This is a genomic window from Paenibacillus sp. FSL R5-0887 (assembly GCF_038002305.1).
GTDB lineage: Bacteria > Bacillota > Bacilli > Paenibacillales > Paenibacillaceae > Paenibacillus_AQ > Paenibacillus_AQ odorifer.
The window spans coordinates 2501840-2520717 of sequence record NZ_JBBOCE010000001.1; the positions used below are offsets into that span (position 1 = coordinate 2501840).

Genomic DNA, 18878 nt, shown 5'->3' on the forward strand with positions numbered 1-18878 from the left:
CTTACTTGCTGGTGTTCTAACCTGCAGATAAGGAGGTCTATTTATTATAGTAAATAATTCGCTTCGCCTCTCTCATTTCTACGATCGCTGCAGCTTAAGGAACCGTCAGCTAACACTTCCCGCTCAAGATATACGGATAACAGACGCACATAATCCAGTGACTCCATAATCGAGATTGCCTCTCCATCAAAGCAGTATTTACGTCCATCCAGCAGCGAGAAAACTTCCACGGTCTCCGCTGGCTCACCATAAGCATGATGGCAAAAAACATTGGCCATATGCATAAATCCAGTGATGATATCCTCATTGCCATTAACCATAAATTTCTGAATGTTCACGCTTCGGCCACTTTTTGAAGAGTTCCAAGCCAGCTGCGTAATCATCGATAACTCCAATTTCAGCGCTGGAACTGGGACATGCCACTGTTCATATAACATCACTGGAATCTCCTGTAGATGATTGCTTGAAACGATACGCATAAGCTCATCAGCTACACTCGTTTTGATATCCCAATATTGCAAAAGGGAGGGAAAAGCATCTCCCCTAGGAGGCCATCGGCGTTCTAACAGAAATTGTATAGGTGTCTCTCTTCGCACTTCCGGCAACAGACTATAGAAGTCATTAAGTGTATGCCCCACAGCATATTGAACCTGCTGACGCCAGCGTGGGAGCCCCGTCGCTGGAGCTCCGCTAGCTAAATTCTCAGTCCCGCCCAGCATAATATGCTCCATGCGATAATCGTGCAGCCGTTTATACGGAGGGATATGTACATCCCTTGGTTTGTTAAACCAACTTCCCACTGGCCCACCCATCTTAGGTTACCGCCATACAGGCTTCAATGAATTGACGTCCGAATTGACGGCAGGCTTCTTTTTCGGCAGCATTAGGGCCATACTCAATCTTTAGGCTATCTTGCAAAATGACTGCTCCACGCTCCTTTAGCTTCTCCTCGATAACATCCACTGCCCCACAATAAATGGCGTAGCCTGTATCTCCACTACCAAAAACTGCTGACTTCATAGCAGTCAAATCAAGTTCATCCATCTCCTCATAGAAATCAAGAGATTCATCCGGCAACTCTCCGTCTCCCCAAGTGTATGCCCCTAGCAGAACGCCTTCATATGATTTTATCTCAATCGCATTACATTCAGTGACCGACTTCAAAACAGCCTCACCGCCTGCTTGGCGTATTCCTTCTACAATCAATTCAGCCATTTCCTCAGTGTTGCCAGTTAAACTAGCATATGCCACAAGCACTTTAGCCATAAACTCCTGTTCCTCCCCTACTAACACCTTAAATTTAAATCATATACGCTTCACCTCATTCTATTTGATAATGATTATCATTGTCAATAAATAAAGTTAAAAAAACGCAAACTCCCCGTTATTACACACGGTTGAGGTTTGCGCTCCGTCTCATTTTTCTTAAAAAGAAGCTTAATAAGCACCTTCCAGCAAGGTTATGTGATTCCCATCAGGATCACGAAAATTCATTTCTTTACCGCCATATTCCATCGTAACAGGTGGCTGACAATCCAGTCCCTTAGCTTTCAACTGCTCGTATGTCTCATCCAGATTATCACAGCCGAATACTAAATTAACAAAACCTGTCGTAAGATTTTCCCACTTTGCAGCATCCCAAATAATAATTCCCGGCTGTTTCTTGCCAAAGCCAAGCTTTGCCCCGTCGAAATTACCGTAACCTTCGAAAGGCATAGGAATTCCTAGTACCTCCGTATAAAATTTAGCTGACACCGCAGTATCTTTAGTGTAAATGTTAGTCCCTTCAAAAGACGAAATCATAACTTGTCCCCTCTCATTCTCATAATATGTCTCATTTCTTACTTGGGTTTAGTCTAACAAGGTTGACACGCTTTGTATTGCAAAATCACGACATTCTTCGGCCTGCATAGACCAAGGCTTCAAGTGGGGTTCTTCCTGCATATTTTTTGAAATTATTGATAAAATGGGACTGGTGACTGTAACCATACGCGAAAATAAGATCCTGCATATTCTTTGTCTGCCCAGGTAAATGACACATCTCCCGCCATACATTCTGAAACCGCACGAGATCTGCTGTTTTTTTGGGCGATACACCTATATATTCTTGAAAAAGCCGTTCAAGTTGTCGTCTGCTTAAATTAGAACTGGTCTCCAAATCCTCTGCGGTCACAATCCCTTTTTGTTTAACCATAGTATAGACTGCGTTCATCATCCGATCGTTAGTCCGCCCTCTACGCTCAAGACGACGAAGCAGATAGGCTTCAGCGGCCGCAATCCTTTCGTCCATCGAGTTTACTTTCTCCAATAGATGACCAAGCTCTTTTTTAAAAGTGCCAAAATATTGTTCTACATCGACATGTACGTTCAAGACATTCCGCAGATGATCATCTGCAAAAAAATGAACCGCCCAGAAATGAAATCGGATACCAAAGGTTGAACTCCCCCCTGACTTTCTGTCTGAAGAGACTTCAAATGGAGTGTCATTAATGCCGGAGAAAAAAGTGTTTGTATTGCCTGATTCTCTATCCAAATCCCAAATAATATCCATACAGGTGTCCGGAATTATTGTCTCCGTCTCAGGTTGTTGTATAGACTCCACATCTACAGAACCCCAAAAACAGCGAATAAACGGCTGCAAGGCATGGCTGGGCAGAAACTCACTAGTGTGGTTGGGTTTTGCAGTTATAGGGAAATACAGCGGTGAGAGATTAAACATAGCTTTAGTTCTCCGATCGTAAATAGGGTAAGAACTCTACTATCTGATCATACACAATCAAGTCATGAAGCACCAGTTGAAAAGCCGCATAAGTATGGGAATATTATACACCTCATTAGCATTGGACAAAATAATTGGTGAAGCTGGCTGAGGCGTAATTTGTTTGTAGCAATCAGGTGAAATGTTGTACAATAAAGGCTAAATGAATTTTTTTGAAGGATGGATTAAATCATGTATATAGCGAGCGATTGGAAAGACTATGAAGTAATTGATACAGGCGGTGGAGAGAAGCTCGAACGCTGGGGCGATATTATCTTGCGTCGTCCTGATCCACAGATTATTTGGCCTCTAAATAATGAGACCGCTAAATGGCGTGATGTGCACGGACATTATCACCGTTCCTCCGCTGGTGGCGGACAATGGGAAATGAAAAAAACCATTCCGGACGATTGGAAGATTAGCTATGGTAAATTAAAATTCCACTTACGTCCTACAAACTTCAAGCATACAGGACTATTCCCGGAACAAGCAGCCAACTGGAGCTGGATGATGGACAAGATTGCAGCGGCTAACCGTCCAATCTCAGTGCTGAATCTTTTTGCTTACACAGGTGGAGCTACTGTGGCAGCGGCGAGTGCCGGTGCGTCTGTCGTTCACGTGGATGCAGCCAAAGGTATGGTGCAGTGGGCGAAAGAAAACGTTCAGCTGTCTGGTCTTGGAGAACGTCCAGTCCGCTTTATCACGGATGATGTATTCAAGTTCGTACAACGTGAACAACGCCGCGGCAGTAAATATGACGCGATTATTATGGACCCTCCTTCTTACGGAAGAGGACCTGGTGGAGAAATGTGGAAGCTTGAATCAAGCTTGTATCCTTTCCTTGAGAGCTGTATGGAGATTATGAGCGACAACCCTTTGTTCATGCTCATTAATTCCTACACCACAGGAATTTCTCCAACTGTACTGCGCAACATGTTGTCTATGACCATGGGCAAACGTTATGGCGGAAAACTTACCTCCGGCGAAATCGGTCTTCCGATCACCGCCTCCGGCATGAATCTGCCATGTGGTATCCTGGGTCGCTGGGAGGCGTAAGCCATGACACAGCATAGTTCCGGCAACAATGAGGCTGTAAGCGGCGGATCGCAACGCTTTGAAGTCTTGTACGAAGACAACCATCTTCTGGGGATTGTAAAACCCGTGAATATTCCTGTTCAGGAGGATGCAACAGGAGATCCTGACCTGCTGAACCTGCTGAAAGAAGATGTGAAGGAACGTTTCAACAAACCCGGCAACGTCTATATCGGTCTGGTCCACCGTTTGGATCGACCGGTTGGGGGAGCAATGATTTTTGCCAAGACTTCCAAAGCGGCTTCAAGACTATCCGAGAGTGTCCGTACTCACGGCTTTCATAAGGTGTATTTAACAGTCGTGCATGGTAAACCGCCAGCCACTCGTGGCCGTCTTACAGATACGCTGCTTAAAGACGCAAAGAGTAACACCGTCACTGTGGTTCGAAAAGGAACTCCCGGCGGCAAGGAAGCAATTCTGGATTACACAGTGCTTGACAGTGCAGAAGGATACAGCCTGCTTAAGATTGATTTACTTACAGGGCGTTCCCACCAAATTCGGGTGCAGCTGAGTTCGATCGGCTGTCCATTATACGGTGATCAGAAGTACGGGGCTTCAGTGAACAGACCGGGGCAACAAATTGCGTTATGGTCAGCACTTGTAGGATTCCCTCACCCTGTTACTAAAGAAGAAGTGGAACTCATCTCTCTGCCCCCACAAACCCATCCTTGGGATCTGTGGCCGCGTGAAACACTACAAGAAGGGCTGTCCTGAAGCAGCCCTTTTTAGGCAATGAAACAAACCCTGTTATTTAAAACAAGGCAGTGATTCTCCGGTTAGTGGAGAATCACTGCCTTGTTTTTGGTTCTGCGTCTGCTACTTGATCAGAGACTATGGGAAGAGGGTCCACGTTGGAGTGTTCTTCCTAGCTCCGCACGAATGCTTAGTCCGATTATTCCAGCCGGGCATGGAATATCCCTTTGAGATTAAACATCCCTTCGAGATTAAACATCCCTTCGAGATTAAACATCCCTTTGAGATTAAACATCATTTTGAGAGATTAAACATCCTTTCCACCTTCCAGCCTGAACTTAGCTAACGGTCCACCGCTCTGTTTAGCGATGGATCAGCAGTGGTACAGTAGTGGTACAGTAGTGGATCCTAGTTGGAATCTGAAATGAAAGTAAGATAACTGCACTCTATACACTTATTCCGAATAAAAAAACAGTAGGTCGGATTTTAAGTGTACTCTTTACAACTAAAAATCAGGGAAACTGTAAAAAGAGAAGTAAATCAAGAAAATAGTTGTATAAAATACAGTTATATCTCAATGCTCGAGTAATTTACAAATAATAGCTGTACAAAATACAACTAAATACATTTAGATACCTCTACATGTTTCTCTTACTTCTAGATGCCACTAAATACCTATATATACTTTCAAACGCTTCTAAATGTTTCTATATACTTCTATATACTTCTATATATATCTATATATTTCTATATATTTCTACATTCATCTAATTCTTCTAAACGCCTCTATCTTCTTCAACATTTTCCGCATTGCTTCCATCGGCTCTTTATACATATATTCTAAATGGGGTGTAGATCCAAATCTAATACCCTATCATATTTATTAAAGGCTTATCATCCCAAATTTGAACCTCAATATATCGTTCAGGTCCCTTGTCACCATTGGCATTCCATTCCTGTGGCATACCGAATTTATCGATTACATCTATAATCTCGTCCCATGTATAAACTTGATTGCGATAAGGTTTGCCATCTTTATATCTCATAGTAGGAAACAAATCCCCGTAAGTGAAACTGATCGAAGCAGGATCAAACTGCTCAATAGTAATTTGCAGGCTTTTACCTCTAGGATACCAGTCTAATAACCACGGACATTCTCCCAGCGTCATATAATGCGGACAGGCTCTAGAAGGCTTACCACCTTTTATTATAAATAATTCCCTGGCCTTTGCTTCAAGACCCCGGCGAATATCTAGATAATCTGCTGAACGCTTACTCGCAAAACCTTTATTACGCTGACGTAGATCATTCAGAACCTGTTCCGCTTCTTGGGATGGCAGATCAGACAGATTTTGAAATGGACCTGTAGATTCATCATAGTAGTGATACAGCCAAGCTATTTGCTTCAAGGTGTAGAACCCTCCGGTGTAGTTGTAACAACCATTTTGCCCATTAAGTAGAGCAGTAACTGTTGGTTATGAGAGGAGATCGGATCAAGCGCTTCCGCAAAAAAATCACTGCGGATCTTTAGACCCCGTGCAGTTTCTTCCATTCCAGTCTCCGTTATGCTTACCCATACAATCCGCCGGTCCGAAGCATCTCTTTCCCGCACAATAAGCTCATGTTTCTCCATCCGATCAAGTAACATCGTAACCGCTGCAGGACTGGTCGCCAAATGTGGAGCCAGATCAGAAGGCTTCATGGCGTCGCGTTCCTGAAGCAGTTCAAGTACAGTAAGTTGGGCATCCGTCAGCGTTGGAGCAAGATTACTGTCCATATGTAATTTATAATCTTTTAAAATCTTATGCCAAATTTTACTGAATTCAGAAGCATGCACACTTATTCCTTCCTTTCCTCGCGGTTCTATCCGGTATATCTACATTTTCGCGAAACAACTTCCATTTCCTGCAAACGAAGAAAAAATAAATCTGCCGGACCTTCAGCATAAAAAAATAAAAAACGACGCTTAGTCAACCCTCCAAAAGAGCGGACTAAACGCCGTTATAAAATCACTTGTTAATCGCTAGTTTTAATGAACTGATGGGAAAAGATTTATGATCTCATCCTTTTTCTCCACAGCTACAATCTGTTTGCCTGTAGAACGACGCTCGCCCAGCGGCGCTGATTCAGAGGAGAACGTATGGTGGGCATTCTCACGGGTAACGGCATTCAGTTCCAACGGCTCCTTGCAATAGAAAGCCCCTGCTAACCTGCTGCCATTTGGACGTATTCGTTTGCCTTCCTTGAATTCGAAGGTTGGCATTCCTTTGCCACCACGGCTTTGTGATGGATAATCCACAAGTAATGAACGTTTCGCATAACCAATATCAGAAATAGCAAGGATTTCGCCTTCATCTTCGCTGACCCAGAAGCAGGAAATCACCTCGTCGCCCTCGCGCAGCTGAATTCCTCTTACACCGGATGCAACGCGACCCATAGGGTTAACCTCATTCTCATGGAATCGGATACTCATTCCCTCACGGGTGACCAGCACAATGTCCTTGTCATTCGTACTAGAAGCCACTGTAATGATCTCATCACCCTCGGCTACCTTACAGGCCGCTACAGCTCCAGAACGGCTTGTAGAGTATTCCTTGAGCTCTGTACGCTTCACCTGACCCCGACGGGTGACAAACACAAGGCTCTGCTGCGGATCATCTAGATTATTCACCGGAATCACACTAACGATTCCATCTCCCTTAGACAATCCAATAACATTCACAATCGCTGTACCAGGCTCTTTCCATTTAAACTCCGGAATCTGGTGCACAGGAAGCAAGAAGTATTGCCCCTTGCGGGTAAATACCAGCAGACTGTCACGGGTATTTACATCCAGCAGCCTGACGATATGATCGCCTTCTTTGACGCCTGAGGTATGACGCTCCCCACCAGAACGGGTGAAGGAAAGCATACTAGTCCGCTTAATATATCCATCTGCTGAAAGAGCAACGAGCACATCCTCCGCGTTGACCAGCGCTTCAAGGCTAACCTTGAGCTCCTCGACTTCGCCTTGGATCAGAGAACGGCGATCAATGCCGTATTTGTCGCGAATCTCCAGCAGTTCCTTACGAATTACAGCAACTAGCTTTTTGTCGCTATCCAAAATGCCGCGCAGATGTGTAATCTTTGCCATCATTTCATCTAACTCTTTCTGGAGTGAAGTGATCTCCAGATTGGTCAGACGATACAATTGCAAAGTAAGAATCGAATCGGCTTGGCGTTCACTGAAGCCGAACATCCATACGAGATTGTTCTGAGCATCCTGACGATTTTTCGACGCTTTGATCGCAGCGATAACCTCATCCAGAATGTTTAGTGCTTTAACTAAGCCCTCTAAGACATGAGCACGGTCTTCAGCGCGTTCCAGATCGAACTGGGTGCGATGAGTCACAACTTCACGCTGATGCGCGATATAAGCTTCCAGGATGGCTTTTAGACCAAGCTGCTGAGGTGCTTTGTTAACAATAGCAACCATATTGAAGTTATAGGTGATTTGAAGATCGGTTTTTTTGAGCAGATACGCCAACACGCCTTGAGCATCAGCCTCTTTTTTGAGTTCGACTACAATCCGCAGTCCCTCACGACCGCTCTCATCACGAACCTCGGCAATGCCATCGATCTTTTTCTCCAGCCGAATATTCTCCATGGAAGTAACCAACCGTGATTTTACAATCTGGAATGGAACTTCCGTGATCACGATTTGCTGCTTGCCGCCCCGCATATTCTCAATCTCTGTTTTGGAGCGCAGGTAAATACGGCCTTTACCTGTGCGGTAAGCATCCATGATGCCGTCTCCGCCCATGATTGTGCCGCCTGTAGGGAAATCCGGACCTTTCATGAAGGTCATAATTTCTTCCAGCTCAATATTTGGTTTCTGCATCACTGCGATACAAGCGTCAATTACTTCACGCAGATTATGTGGCGGAATTTCAGTGGCAAAACCAGCAGAAATCCCACTCGTGCCATTTACGAGCAGATTCGGATACCGGGAAGGAACCACAACAGGCTCTTTGGCGGTATTGTCAAAGTTATCTTTAAACAAGACCGTCCGCTTCTCGATATCACGCATCATCTCCATTGCAATGGGAGACAGCCGTGCTTCTGTATAACGCATTGCCGCTGCTGGGTCATCGTCCATAGAGCCCCAGTTGCCGTGACCGTCAACTAGCACATGCCCCATCTTCCAAGGCTGTGCCATACGTACCATACCATCGTAAATAGAGGAGTCACCATGTGGATGGTAATTACCCATTACATCTCCGACAGTTTTGGCTGACTTGCGGTATGGCTTGTCAGGGGTGTTGCCGGAGTCGTACATCGCATAAAGAATCCGGCGCTGCACGGGTTTAAGTCCATCACGGACATCGGGGATTGCCCGGTCCTGAATAATATATTTGGAATACCGACCAAAGCGGTCACCGACGACCTCTTCCAGAAATGCCGGCAAAAATTGTTCTGATAAACTACTCACTTTGCTCACCTTCTGTTCCTCAAACTGCCCGTTTTAAAATAGTATGGTGATTCTCAGGTACTTCAGAGCTTTTTGGAATTCCGGGCATTATCGCTCCTACAGTTCCAAAATCCCCCTAGGTCCCATAAATCACCAAGCTCTTAGAAAATCGGGATTATCGTCACTTGCAGCACTGACATTACTCTACAATTTCGGTGAAATCGACATTTTCAACAATCCAGCGTTTACGTGGATCGACTTTGTCACCCATAAGTGTTGAAACACGGCGCTCCGCCTTAGCGGCATCCTCAATCTGTACCTGAAGCAGCGTACGCGACTCTGGATTCATCGTTGTCTCCCACAGCTGATCGGGGTTCATCTCGCCCAATCCTTTATAACGCTGAAGCTCGAAGTTTTTGCCGAATTCCTTTAAGTAATTTTGCAGCTCTTCATCACTCCAGGCATACCTTACAGTCTCCAGCTTACCCGTTTTGCGGGTCAACTTATAAAGTGGAGGCTGAGCGATAAAGACCTTACCTGCATCTAATAAAGGCTTCATATAACGATAGAAAAATGTCAGCAGCAGTACCTGAATATGCGCTCCGTCGGTATCGGCATCGGTCATAATGATAATTTTAGAATAATTGCTGTCTTCGACGGTGAAATCCGGACCAATTCCAGCACCTATTGTAGAAATAATTGCTTTATACTCGTCGTTCTTCAGGATGTCCAGCAGCTTAGCTTTCTCCGGATTCATCGGCTTACCTTTTAGCGGCAATATCGCTTGAATCTTAGAGTCACGGCCTTGCTTAGCCGAACCACCGGCGGAATCACCTTCCACGATGAACAGCTCCGTACGTGTAACGTCCTTTGATTGTGCAGGAGACAGCTTACCGCCAAGATTCGAGCTTTCGCTGCGTTTCTTGCCTGTGCGGATCTCATCGCGGGCTTTACGTGCCGCTTCCCGCGCTTTCGACGCTTGAATCGATTTCTTCAGCAGGCTCTGCGCAACTTGTGGATTCTCTTCCAAGAAACGCGCCATATTTTCAGAAACGATATAATCTACTGCACTACGGGCGGAAGCACTGCCAAGCTGATCCTTCGTCTGTCCAACAAATTCAACCTCGGACATTTTTACACTGATAACAGCCATCATGCCTTCCCGCAGATCATTACCTTCCAGGTTTTTATCTTTTTCTTTAAGCAATTGCGTGCGGCGGGCATATTCATTTAATACACGAGTGTACGCAGTTTTAAAGCCGGTCTCATGTGTGCCTCCGCTGCGAGTTGGAATGGAGTTTACGAAGGAAGCCAAGGTTTCTGTGTAGCCTCCGTTGTATTGCAGAGCTACTTCTACCTCGATATCATCCTTTTCTGCACTGAAATGGATAACATCATGGAGAACATCCTTACCTTCGTTGAGGAACTGCACAAATTGACTGGCTCCACCTTCATAAAAGAACTCATCCTGACGGTTGCTCCGCTCATCTTGCAGTGTAATACGCAAACCGGAATTCAGAAAAGCAATCTCCTGAACCCGCTCTGCCAGCGTGTCATAATTCAGAGCAATTCCATTTGGGAAGACACGAATATCTGGCTTGAAAGTAATTTTCGAACCCGTTTTATTGGTGTTACCCAGAACTTCAAGACCAGTTACAGGTTCGCCAACATGCTCCTTGCCCTTCTTGTCCACCCAGTACTCAAACCGCTGCCGATGGATTTTGCCCTCACGATAAATCTCTACTTCGAGCCATTCAGACAAAGCGTTTGTGACAGAAGCCCCTACGCCATGCAAACCGCCTGATTTTTTATAACCCGATCCACCGAACTTACCGCCCGCATGCAAAATTGTAAATACAACTTGCGGGGTAGGTACCCCTGTCTTATGCATTCCAGTTGGGATCCCCCGTCCATTATCGCTAACGGTTACCGAGCCATCCTTGCGAAGCAGTATGTCAATCTTTGTACAATACTTGGCTAAATGCTCATCTACGGCATTATCTACGATTTCCCATACTAAATGATGTAGTCCTGAAGAACTCGTACTGCCGATATACATGCCAGGTCGTTTGCGTACTGCAACCAGACCTTCGAGCACTTGAATGTCGTCAGCATCGTATCCAGTACGGCCATTCTCGCCGTTATTAGAAACTTCAGCAAACATATCGATCTGTTCGAGCATTCATGCTCCTCCTTCTTTTCTCTATACTAAGAAGAAACGGCTTGGCCGTCCTTTATGTTAAGAACGGTATCCGTTACTGCCAAAAACCTAAGGATAGAATATAACGTGAAATTATACTCTCCTATATTTCTAAGAAATGCAAACAAACGTTTTGGTCACTTTGTTCATTCTAATTCAAAATATCCCTTTTCGTAAAGACGGCGAATGAAATGATCACCGAAGCGGCCCCCCATACAGCCAGCACAGCCATGGAAAATGACAAGGACATCCCTTCAATGGGGGCGGGAGTACCAGACAAATAGCTGGTCAGTCCAAGATTTACCATAAATAAATATTTTGCTGTTGTCCAGGCAGAGGCCATATTGGTCAGTATACTACCTGCAATCAGCGCTGCCATCATAACTACTATACTCGCCGCAGTACTGCGAACAAGCACCGAGATCATGAACGCGAGCAGTGCAACCACTACGCTGACGAACCAAATCAAACCACCTTGCATAAGCATATATTTCCACTGGGGCACTGCATGTACAGTAGACATATCTAGCGAATCACCACTGATTTTAAAGCCTGTAAAAACAGGAATGTTAAAACCTTTAAAACCAAAGGCGAGACCAGAGATAAAGTAACTGATTGCAAATGTGGAAAGTACGATAAGCGAAACAAACATTAGCAGTGCTGTCATTTTGCTAAAAAGCACCTTCCAACGCTTGACCGGCCTAGTCAACAGCATTTTGATAGTTCCGGTTGTCCTTTCGGCCGAGACCAAATCTGAGGCCACCGCCATAATGAGCAACGGAATAAATAATGTAACCGAATTATCCATAAATTCACGGGTAAAGGTAACCCCGCTAGGTTCATTCGGATTAACGTCATGGTGAAGATAATACTGAAGCTGTTGTACAAATATTCGCCGATAAGTCTTCCATTCCTCTGGAATCCGGTCACTGCCCAGTGAATTTTGATTATCGATAATCTGCTGCTGGATCTCAAGCCGCCAATCGGAATTAAATTTCTCCCGACTCCGTTCGGCTGAACGCATCTGTGCATAGGTGAACATAGGCACCAGTACAATCAGAATCAGCAGTATAACATAAAACCGTTTCTTTTTTATAATCTTCAAGCACTCATTACGGATTAGCGGAAGCAAGTTACTCAACATTCTCACCCTCCGTTAGTTTCAAGAATAGCTGTTCCAGTGTCGGATTAATTTTATGCACAGCTCTCACCTCAATTTCAGCAGTAACCATTACGGCCACAATCTCGGGGATCAGATCCTGATCCATGATCGTTATTAAAGAATTGGGGCCCATCCCGGCAATAATTGAGTCATCTAATGTGACGTCTTCCAGTTTCTGAATTTGAATATCTGAACGATCAGCCAGCATTTCCCGGGCCTCAGCAAAAGGCTCCAGCTCCCAAAGTACATACGGCGAATTACGAGCGATCAGCTCATCTACCGCACCTACTGCCAATACACGCCCTTTACTAATAATCGCTACACGGTCGCAAAGAAGCTGAATTTCACTAAGCAGATGGCTCGATACGAACACCGCCAGCCCTTCATCCGCCAGCTTGCGAATGAATTCTCGCAGCTCTTTAATGCCTTTAGGGTCAAGTCCATTCGTCGGCTCGTCCAAAATAAGCAGCCGTGGACGTCCCAACAGCGCCTGCGCAATGCCTAATCGTTGTCTCATCCCAAGCGAGTATGTACTTACCTTATCATGTATCCGCTGATCTAATCGAACAATATCTACCACTTCGCTAATACGTTCATTGTCTACGCCAGGCTGCATCCGGGCAAAATGCTGCAAATTCTCCCACCCGGTCAAATAGGTATATACCTCAGGATTCTCAACGATAGAGCCTACATATTGCAATGCTTTTTCCGGATTTCGGTTCACATTGTACCCACATACTGTAATCTTGCCCTCAGTAGGTCGAATCAAATCCACAAGCATGCGGATCGTGGTCGTCTTCCCAGCCCCATTAGGCCCGAGAAAGCCGAAAATCTCCCCTTTTCTCACATCGAAAGTGACATCATCTATAATCCATTTTCGTCCTATTTTTTTACGTACCCCGTCCACAGACAAGACGACTGTGCCGGAGTCTTCACTATTCGCTTTTGTCATATTTAATTTAGCTCCTTGTGACTGTCATTTTCTCGGTTTGTACTTGCTCAAAGGGCATTTACCTACATGATCTTACTGCAAAATTTAACACTCACCTATATACTACTGCACAGCCTGTATGAACCGTTCTCCGATTCGCTGATAGCCATCACCATTAGGATGAAAATGATCGGTGGATAGATACTTGTCCAAATGTCTGTTAAACAAGTCAAACGTAGGAACCAAGGTCATGTTGCTATGCTCATTAATAATATCCATTGCCGTATTATTCCACTTCGTTACCGCTTGATTGCCTGGTGCCAGTAATTCTGGAATATCGCCAAAGGGATTATACAGCCCCATATAGTAAACTTGCGCATTCGGATTGATCTGTGAGATTTTATCGAGAATCTTCTCCAGTCTAGCTGCTGCTTCTGGCAGAGCGGCTAATAAAGACTCTGGAGTCAGCTCCTGCCCAGAGGTTGATGAAGTTGTGTTGCCCTGTTGCGCCCCATTATTCTCAAGAATATCCGAATCCTTAAACAGATCATTTCCTCCGACGGATAGCAAAACAACATTCGACATGCGCAAGGCATACTCCACACCATCTTCGTTCAGTTTGCTTAACAGCCCCGCAGTAGTCAACCCGTTAATCCCCATATTGCCTAAAAAGTCTACTGTGACACCTTTTGCAGATAAACCAGTAACCGTACGCTTAACAAACCCTTCTCCGGTGTTATCACCGGTCCCCTTGGTAAGCGAATCCCCGAGCGCAACAATTTTGAGGAGCTTGACAGTCTCCGTCACCGGTGCGGCTGTTTGCTGAGGCAAGCTGCTCTCGGTAACCTCTCCGACCGGATAGATAATATCTTTAACCGCATAAACTAAACCAACCATCAAAACTATAGTTGTTACTATGGAAATCAAGCTGACGCTGCGCCATGTCCATTTCGAATCCTTCAAAGCTATCCCTCCGTATGCCGTTCTATTATGTATTGTTCCACAATTTACAAAGATCTTAACTATGTTACATAAACATAATTCTTCCATACAAGTTTTGCAAATGTCTAGCAAAGAAAAAAATCCCGCTGCTACAGTGTTTTTGCCGAGGAACGAGTGTGGACTTTTTTGAAAATAAAAAAATACTGGCTTTTTAATTAATGCCATTATATAATATTTACCGTTGACTCTTTAGACATTACGGGTTATTAGCTTAGCTGGTAGAGCAGCCGACTCTTAATCGGCAGGTCGCAGGTTCGACCCCTGCATAACCCATAGAGCTAGACAGAAGAAGTAAGGACAAGTTCCTTGCTTCTTTTTTTGTTGCATTTTTAATCTTCACCACACAAAAAAAACCGCTCCCCGACTTACATCGGAGAACGATTTCTTCCTGAAGCATCTACTCGTATTATTTACCAATAAACTCTTGAACCCAGTAATTATTATCATAACCTACACCGATATAATTGAAGTTAGCATTCAAAATATTAGCGCGGTGACCTGGACTATTCATCCATGCCTTCATTACTTCCTCTGGTGTTTTTTGTCCCATTGCGATATTCTCACCTGCGGCTTTATAAGTGATGCCAAAGGATTTCATCATATCAAAAGGTGAACCATACGTAGGTGAAGTATGTGAGAAATAGTTATTCGAACGCATATCTGTAGCTTTTGTAGCGGCAACTTTGTGCAGGCTGTCCAATCCAGCTACAGGTGACAAACCAGCTGCTGCACGTTCTTTGTTTACCAGCGTTACGATTTGCTGAACATAGGTTCCTTTATTGCTCACAGCACCTGTTGTAGTTGTATTATCTGTTGGCTTAGTTACAGTAGTTGTGTCTGCTGGCTTTGTAACCGGTTTTGTAGTTGTAGTTGTGGTCGTGTTGTCTTTGTTTGGTACTGTTCCAGTTTGCGGCTTAGTCACCACGATTGTGCTATTCGAAAAAGGGAATCCCTCAAGATTAGCTTGTTTAAAATATTGTAATATTTGCTCATAACTTGTGCCTTTTATTGTTACTGTCGATTCATTCGATGCCGCATTTGCTTCCAATGGAAGAGAAATACTAAGTGCCATAACAGCTGCCACGCTACCACCGATGATTGCTTTTAATGTCTTGTTCTTCAATCTGCCATCTCCTTTTTTCTTGCGTGTAATATATGCTTCTGCCTAGAGTGACCATCTACAAATGTTACAAAGTTGTAATTTGTTCCTCAGTCATTGTAGCATAAATCTCTCAAATGTGCGCTTCTAATTTTTTACATATAATAGTCTTGACTGTAAGATTTCCGATTCCTAGATACATTCGCTTTCTTCCGCTGTTTTCCTGCCTAAAAATACCATTTCACCTGTTATTCGCGAAAAAAAGCGAGAAAAAGCAAAAAAAGTCGCCCTCCCCGAAAGGACGGCAACTTCAGCAAACCTATGGATACCTGACGATTAATGGAACGATTGCCAGAACTCGCCCTCCGTAGAGATCAATCCCATGATTTCCGCATAAGGAATCCGGAAGGTTGGAAAACCTGCAGAATACGGAGCGATCTCATAAGGTGCGAAATATAGATACAACGCTTCATTATCTACAAAGAAGGGCTGATCCGAGGTAATTCCTTTATACGTATCCGGAAAAACATATGAATATTGTGGATCGTTCTCGATCTGTTTGCCCACAATTTTACTGAGCTTCTCCACATATCTGCTGCCTGGCTTGAACAAATCCCCCAGCTTATAGAACCTGCCGCTGCGCAAATTAATATGCGGATAGATTTTGGTAGGCATTCCATGTGCTGCTCCAAAAGGAAAACGATAACCGGTCAGCTCCAGCACCAGCAGGTTTTTACGGAAGAAAGAGACTGAAAAATCACCATTATAACTAAAGTCCTGGGAAACCCCTCCACTCCCAACGTCTTCAGCAAGGGATAGCTTGCGCAGCTTATCGTTAACCTCTCGCGAAACTTCCGCACTTGCAATCCCCTCAACGACCGGATAATACACCAGATAATCCCTGTTCGGTTTGTATTTCTTCTCCACTACGGAATAGGGAGGTCTCAGCGGAATGACTCCATTTTGGCGCCAAACCTGCTTTCCCTGCCGATCATAATAAGATGTGCGTTGATCTACATCTGCTCTTATCAAACGTCCGCTAAGGGTGAGTGTTCCTGCCCCTGGAATAACTGGGGGCTGGGCTGCCTTTTTTCCACTTCTATCGATAAAATAGGTATCTTTAGCATCAAATACAGACGCCAATCCCTCCTGGTAATTGTTCACGCCAAGCAGGGTGTGATTGCTCAGGACCGCTCCCGTTTCCGCATCTGCAATTACGTAACGTGATCCGCGATAAGGCTGGCTGGGGAATACAGGCGTTCCTATGGCTACTCTGCCTTCACCTAGCTGCAATACTTCATAATATTTTGCCGGGATGATCATTTTTCCTTGTTTATCAATCAGTCCGTAGGCGTTGCCATAATTCTCAGCGGTATTCACCACCGCGCGTCCCTCTGAAAAAGGTAAAGCAGAGGTGAATTGCGGTTGAATGGCTACAGAACCATCCGTATTTAAATAGCCATATTTACCGTTTTCAGTCGCTTGATAGGCTAGTAAACCTTCTCCCGGACTTCCAACGAAAGGATGGTTATACGTATGCAGAATGTTCCCATCCGGATCGATGAGCGCATACTCTCCTTCTTTGATTTTAACCAAAGCCACGCCGTTCATAAAATCATTGGCATCTACATAAATCGCGGGCAGCACCTCTTTGCCTTGCGCGTCCACATATCCATATAGCGATTGGCCGCCGGTCGTATTTTGTTTTGAAAATAGTGCACGCCCCTCATGTAATGAGTTCAAATAATCATACCGGGCGGACGTCACTTCTTTGCCTTTTTCATCAATAAAAGTGTACCCCTTAGCATCCGACACTACGGCGCGCTCTTCCGAAAAAGGCGCAATAAATGAATAGATCGGCTTCACTCGTTCTCTTCCAGTGCTGTCAATGAGCCCGCTGCTATTTTTTCGCTGAACTACGGCAAGACCGTTCTTCTGAAAATCCTCAGCATATTCGTACCGGGGTTCAATCTGAACACGGCCTTCGTCATTAATATATCCCCAAAGTGTGCCCTCTTTGAGATTAAACGGCGCCGGATGGAGACCCGTGGTCCGCAGATCGTCCCCCACCCACTCCGGCAATAAGTATGGCGCCTCAAAAGGCTTATTAGAGTAATCTACACGATATAATCCCGCTTCTGCCGGAATCGTGACGAACAACTCCTCTTCCGTGCGTATGAAATCCTCATCCTGCTGAGTAATATATTCGTTCCAGCCAATGCCATCCCATTTCCATACATCCGCCTGTATCAGACCATTGTCATTCCCTTTCCCCAGCTCATTCAACCTAATCCTTAACATCCAGTCGCTCCCCTTTAACAAAGGCATTTGCCTATAGAATATGGGAGAACGTTGGTTTATGTGCTTTTTGATCTTTGGGGTTAGGGGGAGAGGAGCATTCTAGGATAAAAATACCGTGTTTCCTCCATAGTTGCTCGTTTCGGCGAATTCTAGGGCATTTTTGCCTCTCTTTCCTCCACTGTAGCTCGTTTTGGCGTACTTTAGAGCATTAATGCCTCTCTTTCCTCCTCCGTAGCTCGTTTCGGCGTATTCTAGGGCATTAATGACTCTCTTTCCTCCACTGTAGCTCGTTTCGGCGTACTTTAGGGCATTAATGCCTCTCTTTCCTCCTCCGTCGCTCGGTTCGGCGTATTCTAAGGCATTTTTGCCTCTCATTCTTTCACGTTAGCTCATTTCAGCTAATTCTGCGGGATTTATACCGTTCTTTCTCCTCACATAGCTCAGGTCGCTAGTTCTACGGGATTTATACTGTTCTTTCGCCACACATAGCTCGTTTCAGCCAATTCTACGGGATTTATACCGTTCTTTCGCCCCACGTAGCTCGTTTCAGCCAATTCTACGGGATTTATACCGTTCATTCGGCCCACGTGGCTCATTTCAACTAATTCTGCGGGATTTATACCGTTCTTTCGCCCCACGTAGCTCGTTTCAGCCAATTCTACGGGATTTATACCGTTCTTTCACCTCACATAGCTCAGGTCGGCTAGTTCTACGGGATTTATACCGTTCTTTCGCCCCACGTAGCTCGTTTCAGCCAATTCTACGGGATTTATACCGTTCTTTCACTCATGGTGCTTCTGTTCTGTTACTAATATTAGTTTGTTGATATTGTTGGTGAGCTATGATGAATATGATGTGTTTTCGTGGTGCTCCTGATGGCGATGGTAGTGTTATTGCTGCTGATATTGATTTGTGGCGGTGATAGCGGTGTTGATCCTGATGATGTTGAGTGGAGTTTAATAGCCGTGTTTGTATTGATGATATTAATTGGTGATGGTAATGATGCTGTAGTAGTACCGTGGCGGTTATGGTGCAACTATTGGGTGGAGTAAGTCCTATTGGTGGAATATTAGATTTGATGGAGCAGGGGTGGCAATGTTGATTGAAGTTGGTGGTGGTAAGTAATGTTGATGTTAGTGTTGCTGGCGCTGTTTAGTCGTGGTGGCATTTTGGCGGGTAGTTTTAGTGGT

At 44.8% G+C, this 18878-nt stretch carries 17 protein-coding genes and 1 tRNA gene; 4 read left to right on the forward strand and 14 right to left on the reverse strand.

Annotation, left to right across the window (positions count from 1 at the left end; genetic code table 11):
- Positions 1-44: 44 nt before the first annotated feature.
- From MKY14_RS11285 to MKY14_RS11300, 4 genes are all read right to left on the reverse strand, one after another.
- Complete coding sequence (locus tag MKY14_RS11285) at positions 45-812, reverse strand: hypothetical protein (protein WP_340010690.1); 768 nt, start codon at positions 810-812, stop codon at positions 45-47.
- 1 nt (position 813) lies between these two features.
- Positions 814-1266, reverse strand: coding sequence for a flavodoxin (locus tag MKY14_RS11290; protein ID WP_076127609.1), 453 nt, complete (start codon positions 1264-1266; stop codon positions 814-816).
- A gap of 171 nt (positions 1267-1437) precedes the next feature.
- Positions 1438-1803: a VOC family protein gene (locus MKY14_RS11295; protein ID WP_076127607.1), complete on the reverse strand. Its 366-nt coding sequence runs from the start codon at positions 1801-1803 to the stop codon at positions 1438-1440.
- An 85-nt stretch (positions 1804-1888) separates the two neighbouring features.
- Complete coding sequence (locus MKY14_RS11300; RefSeq protein WP_340976496.1) at positions 1889-2719, reverse strand: AraC family transcriptional regulator; 831 nt, start codon at positions 2717-2719, stop codon at positions 1889-1891.
- A 231-nt stretch (positions 2720-2950) separates the two neighbouring features.
- Here MKY14_RS11300 and MKY14_RS11305 point away from each other — a divergent pair, with 231 nt between their 5' ends.
- A complete protein-coding gene (locus MKY14_RS11305; protein ID WP_340010694.1) occupies positions 2951-3814 on the forward strand; it encodes a class I SAM-dependent methyltransferase in 864 nt (287 codons plus the stop codon).
- A 3-nt stretch (positions 3815-3817) separates the two neighbouring features.
- The gene (locus tag MKY14_RS11310) at positions 3818-4564 is read left to right on the forward strand and encodes an RluA family pseudouridine synthase (protein WP_076219226.1); all 747 of its coding nucleotides are present in this window, start codon (positions 3818-3820) and stop codon (positions 4562-4564) included.
- Between the two features lie 842 nt (positions 4565-5406).
- On the opposite strand, the gene MKY14_RS11315 is transcribed toward MKY14_RS11310, so the two are convergent.
- From MKY14_RS11315 to MKY14_RS11345, 7 genes are all read right to left on the reverse strand, one after another.
- Positions 5407-5952 (reverse strand): hypothetical protein, encoded by a 546-nt coding sequence (locus tag MKY14_RS11315; protein WP_305954006.1) that lies wholly within the window; start codon positions 5950-5952, stop codon positions 5407-5409.
- A complete protein-coding gene (locus tag MKY14_RS11320; RefSeq protein WP_076127601.1) occupies positions 5949-6380 on the reverse strand; it encodes a MarR family winged helix-turn-helix transcriptional regulator in 432 nt (143 codons plus the stop codon). The genes MKY14_RS11315 and MKY14_RS11320 overlap by 4 nt, the downstream gene beginning before the upstream one ends.
- Positions 6381-6572: 192 nt before the next feature.
- Positions 6573-9014, reverse strand: coding sequence for a DNA gyrase subunit A (gene gyrA, locus MKY14_RS11325; protein ID WP_076127599.1), 2442 nt, complete (start codon positions 9012-9014; stop codon positions 6573-6575).
- Between the two features lie 178 nt (positions 9015-9192).
- Complete coding sequence (gene parE / locus MKY14_RS11330; protein WP_076127597.1) at positions 9193-11175, reverse strand: DNA topoisomerase IV subunit B; 1983 nt, start codon at positions 11173-11175, stop codon at positions 9193-9195.
- Positions 11176-11344: 169 nt separating this feature from the next.
- Positions 11345-12334, reverse strand: coding sequence for an ABC transporter permease (locus MKY14_RS11335; protein WP_036685819.1), 990 nt, complete (start codon positions 12332-12334; stop codon positions 11345-11347).
- A complete protein-coding gene (locus MKY14_RS11340) occupies positions 12327-13307 on the reverse strand; it encodes an ABC transporter ATP-binding protein (RefSeq protein ID WP_036685707.1) in 981 nt (326 codons plus the stop codon). Before MKY14_RS11340 ends, MKY14_RS11335 begins: the two co-directional genes overlap by 8 nt.
- 102 nt (positions 13308-13409) lie before the next feature.
- The gene (locus MKY14_RS11345; RefSeq protein WP_076127595.1) at positions 13410-14249 is read right to left on the reverse strand and encodes a GDSL-type esterase/lipase family protein; all 840 of its coding nucleotides are present in this window, start codon (positions 14247-14249) and stop codon (positions 13410-13412) included.
- 239 nt (positions 14250-14488) lie between these two features.
- On the opposite strand from MKY14_RS11345, the gene MKY14_RS11350 reads away from it, so the two are divergent.
- Positions 14489-14561, forward strand: a tRNA-Lys gene (locus tag MKY14_RS11350).
- Between the two features lie 133 nt (positions 14562-14694).
- On the opposite strand, the gene MKY14_RS11355 is transcribed toward MKY14_RS11350, so the two are convergent.
- The 3 genes from MKY14_RS11355 to MKY14_RS11365 form a co-directional block, all read right to left on the reverse strand.
- Positions 14695-15411: a CAP domain-containing protein gene (locus tag MKY14_RS11355; protein ID WP_036685704.1), complete on the reverse strand. Its 717-nt coding sequence runs from the start codon at positions 15409-15411 to the stop codon at positions 14695-14697.
- Positions 15412-15723: 312 nt separating this feature from the next.
- Positions 15724-17688 (reverse strand): WG repeat-containing protein, encoded by a 1965-nt coding sequence (locus MKY14_RS11360; protein ID WP_340976498.1) that lies wholly within the window; start codon positions 17686-17688, stop codon positions 15724-15726.
- A 99-nt stretch (positions 17689-17787) separates the two neighbouring features.
- Positions 17788-18063: a hypothetical protein gene (locus MKY14_RS11365; protein WP_340010698.1), complete on the reverse strand. Its 276-nt coding sequence runs from the start codon at positions 18061-18063 to the stop codon at positions 17788-17790.
- Positions 18064-18563: 500 nt separating this feature from the next.
- Here MKY14_RS11365 and MKY14_RS11370 point away from each other — a divergent pair, with 500 nt between their 5' ends.
- Entirely contained in the window at positions 18564-18740 is a 177-nt protein-coding gene (locus tag MKY14_RS11370; protein WP_340010700.1) for a hypothetical protein, read from the forward strand.
- The last annotated feature ends 138 nt before the right edge of the window (positions 18741-18878 follow it).

Excerpts from the sequence above, each read along its gene's own strand:
- MKY14_RS11340 (WP_036685707.1), bottom strand. The coding sequence starts at position 13,307 with ATGACAAAAGCGAATAGTGAAGACTCCGGCACAGTCGTCTTGTCTGTG.
- MKY14_RS11295 (WP_076127607.1), bottom strand. The coding sequence starts at position 1,803 with ATGATTTCGTCTTTTGAAGGGACTAACATTTACACTAAAGATACTGCG.
- MKY14_RS11285 (WP_340010690.1), bottom strand. The coding sequence starts at position 812 with ATGGGTGGGCCAGTGGGAAGTTGGTTTAACAAACCAAGGGATGTACAT.
- MKY14_RS11365 (WP_340010698.1), bottom strand. The coding sequence starts at position 18,063 with ATGAGAGGCAAAAATGCCTTAGAATACGCCGAACCGAGCGACGGAGGA.
- MKY14_RS11300 (WP_340976496.1), bottom strand. The coding sequence starts at position 2,719 with ATGTTTAATCTCTCACCGCTGTATTTCCCTATAACTGCAAAACCCAAC.
- MKY14_RS11310 (WP_076219226.1), top strand. The coding sequence starts at position 3,818 with ATGACACAGCATAGTTCCGGCAACAATGAGGCTGTAAGCGGCGGATCG.
- MKY14_RS11290 (WP_076127609.1), bottom strand. The coding sequence starts at position 1,266 with ATGGCTAAAGTGCTTGTGGCATATGCTAGTTTAACTGGCAACACTGAG.
- parE (WP_076127597.1), bottom strand. The coding sequence starts at position 11,175 with ATGCTCGAACAGATCGATATGTTTGCTGAAGTTTCTAATAACGGCGAG.
- MKY14_RS11360 (WP_340976498.1), bottom strand. The coding sequence starts at position 17,688 with ATGTTAAGGATTAGGTTGAATGAGCTGGGGAAAGGGAATGACAATGGT.
- MKY14_RS11370 (WP_340010700.1), top strand. The coding sequence starts at position 18,564 with ATGGCGATGGTAGTGTTATTGCTGCTGATATTGATTTGTGGCGGTGAT.
- MKY14_RS11305 (WP_340010694.1), top strand. The coding sequence starts at position 2,951 with ATGTATATAGCGAGCGATTGGAAAGACTATGAAGTAATTGATACAGGC.